Raw genomic sequence first — 6,138 nt, 5'->3', positions numbered from 1 at the left:
CCTGTTCCGGACGTTAGATAACAGCAGTTTTGGCCATCAGGCCGAAGTTATCCAACGTTGGACAGGAGGTCTTATCGTGGCGAAGAAACCGATCCCTCAAAAAAATGTGGTGGCTGCGCAACCGTCCGAGGTAGCCACCCTTGCCGAATTGCCTTACCCACAGATTCTGTACGCGGCCAACAACAGCGTGCTGTATCCCCTCGATGCCATGGACGGCACCGTCGCAACCATTACCGTTCCCGGGCTTGCCGACAAACCGGTCACCCTGCATTGGGCGATCAAGGAACAGCCCGAGCCGTCGTTCGCCCCCATCGTGGTGCCTGGTGGTACAAGTGGCAGCGTCGAGGTCCAGATTCCGTGGCAGTGGGTGAGTACCTGTATCGGGCACACCGTGTTGATCTGGTACACGGCCACGGTCGGTGGGTTGGTGAAAACGTCGTTGACCCTGGAGCTGGAAATCCAGCAGGTGCGCGAGGCGGATCTGCGCGAATCGATGCCGGAGTTCGCGCATTCGCGGCTGGAATGGAGCACTCGCTGGCTGGACATGCATACCTTTTCGGGCGATGAAACCATCCGGATCAAGGCCTGGCCGATGATCCAGGCCGGGCAGCGTCTGTTCGTGACCGTTGCCGGTGACCAGCATGAGGCGCCGTACCGGTTTATCTGGGTGACTTACGATCATCACGTCACCGCCGCCGAAGCACATCCGGATCATGTATTTGAATTCAGGCTGCTGCGTGGCTGGATGTCGCGCCGGCAGGACTATTCGGCGTTGACCGCTCATTTGGGGGTAATTTGGGATCAGTCCAACCCCGTCAACCCGACACCGGGTGACCCGGTCTTGGAAAACCCGCTGCCGCTCAATGCTCAGGACTTCCATCAGCGCTCCACCACGTTGTTGCGGGTGGACCCGACGTTGGACCTGCCGCCTGCGCAACTTCGCGAAGCGGTCAATTGCGGCACCGAGGGCTGGGTGGTGAACCCGGTCAATACCGTCGCAGGGGCACACATTGAGGTGAGCTACGAAGGCATGGAGGCGGGAGACCACGTCTGTGCATTTTTGTCTGGCAACCCTGGCCTCGGCACGCCTGAGCTGGCGTGCGCCGTTGTTCAAGAAGGTGACACCACGCTGGTGTTTGACGTGCCGCCCTCGGCGATCAGCGCCAACTTTTGCGGCCCTGTCAGCATCACTTACTCGGTGGCGTTCAACGACTATGCGCCACAGATCGCTCCTGAACACCGGGTTAAGGTGCTGGCGCCGCAGTTGACCAGGCCCAGTATCGAGCAGGCGACCGGCAGCATTGTGGACCTGAACACCTTTGCCGGTCAGGCGACGGGCACCGTTGCTCACTGGGACTACGCCGCGTTGGGGCAGTATTGCTGGATGTGGGTAACAGGCACCCTTGAGGACGACAGCGCTTACCGCTTCGACGTGCTGGTGGCCGAGCCGATCACCGCGCAGTGGGTGAGTGCAGGCGTTGATACCCCGATCCCGCGGACGGCCTTGCAAAAACTGGCGGATTGCAGTGATTTTGAGCTGCATTTTGCGGTGAACTTCAACGGTGTGCCGCAGTTAGAGAGCGCGTTGGCGTTTGCAGCCACCGTGTTCACGATTGAGCAGGAAGACCTCGTACTCAAGCATCCGACCGTGCGCGAAGCGGTGGGTAACCAACTGACGGTCTACAACGGCAAAGACGGCGTGAGCGTGCGAGTGGAGTACCCGCACATGAGTGCCCGGCACCGTATCGGAGTTTGTTGGACGCTGCCCGACGGGACGTGTTTACCCCTTGAGACTCAAGTGGGTAATAACAGGCCCGGTTATGTGGACTTCAAGATCGCGCGCGAAGCGGTCATTCACGGCATCGGTAAAACCGTGGCCGTCAACTACACCGTCACCAGCGCCTGCAAGCTGGCCACTTCAGACGACTTGAACCTGCAGATCAGCGTCCCGGTGCGCTTGCCAACGCCGGTGGTCACTCAGGCAACCAACGGTATCCTGGACCTGCGCACCTTTGCCGCAAACGCTAACGTCCAGGTGGAGCCGTGGTGGTTTGCCCTGGCAGGGCAAAAGGTCTGGCTGCGGGCTGTCGGAACCCTGACCAATGGCAGTCCACACACGATCAGCGTGTACCTGGGCAAGAGCGTGACGGCGGCAGAAGTGAGTGCGGGGTTGGCGGACCTGTTAATCCGGTCCCAGCTGTTGTTATTGGCCAACGGCAGCACCTTTACGGTCACCTGCAAAGTAACGCCGGACGGCAGTACCGTTGAAAGCAACGCGGTGGTGTTCCCGGTCTTGAACCTGACCATCCGTTTGCCGCTCGATGACTTCACATCGTTTGCGGGGGCGAATTGGAACGGCTGGCGTCCCGGCGCTGCTGCCAACGGCGAAATGCTCTACAACGTAGTCTTTGGCAAACCCTGTGTACGTAACGGCACCGCCAGTATCGGGGGGATAGGTTCGGTCCTCTATAAAGACTTCACGGGACTTGAAGTGGGGCGTAGTTATGAGTTCAGTTTGTTGGCGTGCACTTACAACGGTGCGGCACCTATGCCTAAGTTGTCGCTACGCACCAACATGGGCGCAGTGACGGCGGTGACGACGTTCTACACCATGGCGTGGGCGCCGTTGAAAGGTAACTTTGTGGCCAATGCCAGCAACATGCGGCTGGAGGTGTGGAGTCATGAAGGGGAGGGCATCACGGGCAACGATTATGCGATAACCGATATCCGCGTGCGGGGTTAGTCGACCCGCACTCACGCGTCTTGACGTCAAAGGGCAGGCCTCCCGTTTTTGCACGGGAGGCCTGTTTTTATTTCGGCCCCAGAATCTTCACCAACTTCTCCGGCGACGGCGCCCCTTGCTGTTGCTGCAACTGGCCCTTGTCATCCAGGTAGAAAATCGCCGGGGTGGCCGACAGTTCCAGTTCATCCATCAACTTCATGTTGGCGTCGAGCTTGGCCTCGATGTCTGTCGGGATCTTGTCCAGTGGCAGCAGCTTGCTCGCCTTGCCAGCCGCTTCGTGGGCTTGCAGCGCCTGTTGCGGGTCGTTGGCGGCGAACAGGGCGGCCGACTTGCCAGCGCTGTCTTCGCGGATGATGCCGACCATGATGTGGCGCAATTGCACCTTGCCAGCCTTCACCCACGGGCGGGCCTGTTCCCAGAACATGTTGCAGTAGGGGCAGTTGGGGTCGCTGAACAGGTACACGGTGCGCGGGGCGTTTTTATCGCCGTCCTGGATCCAGTTGCTGTGTTCCATCTTGGCCCACACTTGCTTGGACATCGGGGCGTACACCAGTTTTTCCAGCGGCGCGGCGCTCAAGTCCTTGCCGTCGGCGTCGTACAGGTTGCCTGCGATGACGTGTTTGCCGTCGGCGGTCAGGTACAGCGCCATGCCCCGGTTCTGGTACTGCGCGGCGTAGCCTTTGAGGCCACTGGGGGCGTCGAAGGTGCCGATGATCTTGGCGCCCTTGGCCTCGATCTGTTTGATCGGTGCGGGCCAGTCTTCAGCCTGGGCGAGGGTGGCGGCCAGGGTCAGCGGTAGCAGGGTCAGCAGGTGGCGGAGGCGGGGCATAGGGGTTTCCTTGTGGTGGCCGGTTCAACGGCAGTCGGATCGAAGCGCTCCATGGCGCGGGCGAGGCTGGCTTGGGACAGTTCGCCCAGGTGGCTGTTGATCAAGCGTCCATCGGGTTGGTAGAACAGGGTGGTCGGCAGGGCCATGGAACCCACCGCCTGGCCGAGACGGCCGCTGGCGTCGAACAGCACGTTGTCCAGTTCCAGGCCCTGGGTGGCCAGGTACGTGCTGACGCTTTGCATGCTTTCGGCCTGGTTGACGAACAGGAAGGTCACGTCGGGCCGCTGCTGCTGGGCTTTTTCCAGCACCGGCATTTCCCGGCGGCACGGCGGGCACCAGGTGGCCCACAGGTTGATCACCAGCGGGCGGCCTTGATAGTCGGCCAGTTGCACGCTGTGCCCGTTGGCATCGAGCAGGGCGATGTCCGGCAGGCGGGTGCCTTTTTCGTAAATGCCCAGGGACAGGCTGGCCACCGCCCAGAACGCCAGGCCCGTGACCACGCCCGCCGCCAGCGGCTTGCGCAACGCCGGGCGGCGCTTGCCATACACCACGGCGCCCAGCACCAGGGCGATCACGCCGGGCCAGGCGAGAAAGCCACCGTCGCGCAGGTCGACGATTTGCAGCGGGTCGTTCTGGTAGTACGTCCAGTACATCAGCACAAAGCTTGCGCGGGCGGCGAGCATGCCCAGCAAAAACAAGCTGAACAGCACCGACTCCGGGTTCTCGCCACCGCGCTTGGCCACCCGCCAGCCCACCAGGGTAGCCAGGATCAAGGCGGTGATCAGCAGCAGGTGATTGAGCGCGATGGCAAAGGCGCCGATAGTCAGTGTCAGCATCAGCGGGTTTCCCGGGTCTGGTTCCAGCGTTGCAGGAAGGCGTCGGCGTCCACTTCGCCGGTGATGCGCTGGGCGCGGCGCTCTTCACCGTCGGGGCCGATCCACACGAAGCTCGGCGGGCCGGGGACCTTGTAGCGGCCCAGCAGCTCGCGGCTGGCGGCGGTGTCGGCGGTCACGTCCAGGCGCAGCAGGCGCACGTCTTTGAGGGCGTCCATGACGGCGGCTTGGCCGAACACCTGTTTTTCCATGATCTTGCAGGACACGCACCAGTCGGCGTAGTAGTCCACCAGCACCCATTGGCCCTGGGCCTTGGCGCTGTCGAGCTGGCTTTGCAGCACAGCGGGGTCGCTGATCGTGGTGAACGCTTCGTGAGCGGCAGGTGCACTGGCCACCGAGCCGCCGCTGTAGACCTTCAGCGGCTGCCACAACTCGCCACTGCCACCGGCTGCGCCGATCACCAGGAGGCCGCCCCACAGGCCCAGCACCAAGGAGCCTGCGCCGAATACCCGGGCCGCCAGGCCCTGCTCACGCGAGAGGCGCCAGCCGCAGTAGGCCATCACCAGCGCCAGCGCGCCCCACAGGCCCAGCCACAGGCTTTCACCCACCACCGGGCGAATCATCAGCACGGCGGTGGCCAAAAACAGGAAGCCGAAGATGCCCTTGAGCACGTTCATCCAGGTGCCGGGCTTGGGCAGGAAGCGATTGCCCACCGTCACCAGCAAGAGCAGCGGCACGCCAATGCCGATGCCCATGGCAAACAGGATCAGCCCGCCGTGCAGCGCATTGCCGCTTTGCGCGATATACAGCAGCGCGCCGGCCAGTGGGGCGGTCATGCACGGGCCCACCAGCAGGCCGGACAAGGCCCCCAGAATGCCCGCACCCACCAGGCTGCCGCCGCTTTGCTGGCGGCTGACGTTGTCCAGGCGATCACGCAGGAAGGCGGGCAGTTGCAGTTCAAAGAAGCCGAACATCGGCAGCGCGAGGACCACGAACAGGGCGGCGAAACTGCCCAGGATCCATGGCGTTTGCAGCAGGGCCGCCAGGTTGCCGCCCAGCAGCGCGGCCAATACACCCAAGGCTGCGTACACCAGCGCCATGCACACCACGTAGCTGGCGGCCAGCGCAAAACCGCGCCGTGGGCTGGCGCCGCTGCCCACCACCAGGCCTGCAAGAATCGGCAGCATCGGCAGCGAACACGGGGCAAAGGCCAGCAGCAGGCCCAGGCCAAAGAACAGCAACAGGCTCCAGCCCAGGCTGCGGTCTTGCAGGCCGCTGGCCAGGCTTTGGTCCTGGGCCTGCGCGGGGGCGGCGACGGCCGGGTTGCCGCCCAGGTCCACGGTCATCGACTGCGGCGGGTAGCACAGGCCCGCATCGGCGCAGCCCTGCCAGCCCACTTTGACGGTGCCGGTGACGCCGGCCGGAATCTTCACTTCCAGGCCCTGGCGGTACACCTGTTGCTCGCCAAAAAACTCGTCGCTATGGGCTTCGCCTTGTGGCAGCGCCGGTTTTTCGGCGAGGCCGTCGAACTTCAGGCGCTGCTGGTACAGGTAATAACCGTCGGCAATCTGCCAGAACAACTGGGTTTCGCCGGAGGCCAGGCGCTCGGACGTAAAGATGAAGGCCTTGCCCACCGGGAGAAAGTCGGGTTGTTTCTCAAAGGGGTTGTTGCCCGGCGCGGCCTGGGCGAACCCCGCGAACAACGCCAGCAGAAAGATAAACAGATGCCGCAT

At 63.0% G+C, this 6,138-nt stretch carries 4 protein-coding genes; 1 reads left to right on the top strand and 3 read right to left on the bottom strand.

The annotated features are described in order from the left end of the window. The first annotated feature begins 76 nt into the window (after positions 1–76). On the top strand, positions 77–2,743 hold the full coding sequence (locus tag ACW9H9_RS09350; protein ID WP_457342866.1) for a hypothetical protein: 2,667 nt from the start codon (positions 77–79) through the stop codon (positions 2,741–2,743). 67 nt (positions 2,744–2,810) lie between these two features. Here the strand turns inward: ACW9H9_RS09350 and dsbG are convergent, their stop codons facing one another. Genes dsbG through dsbD form a run of 3 tightly spaced genes read right to left on the bottom strand, consistent with a single transcriptional unit; the run spans position 2,811 to position 6,138 of the window. Then, a complete protein-coding gene (gene dsbG, locus ACW9H9_RS09345; RefSeq protein WP_457342865.1) occupies positions 2,811–3,572 on the bottom strand; it encodes a thiol:disulfide interchange protein DsbG in 762 nt (253 codons plus the stop codon). Beyond that, positions 3,548–4,408, bottom strand: coding sequence for a prolipoprotein diacylglyceryl transferase family protein (locus tag ACW9H9_RS09340; RefSeq protein ID WP_457342864.1), 861 nt, complete (start codon positions 4,406–4,408; stop codon positions 3,548–3,550). The genes dsbG and ACW9H9_RS09340 overlap by 25 nt, the downstream gene beginning before the upstream one ends. After that, positions 4,408–6,138: a protein-disulfide reductase DsbD gene (gene dsbD / locus ACW9H9_RS09335; protein WP_457342863.1), complete on the bottom strand. Its 1,731-nt coding sequence runs from the start codon at positions 6,136–6,138 to the stop codon at positions 4,408–4,410. Before dsbD ends, ACW9H9_RS09340 begins: the two co-directional genes overlap by 1 nt.

The sequence above is a fragment of the Pseudomonas sp. SDO5215_S409 genome (assembly GCF_054071325.1).
This window is presented reverse-complemented; position numbering and strand designations above follow the sequence as displayed.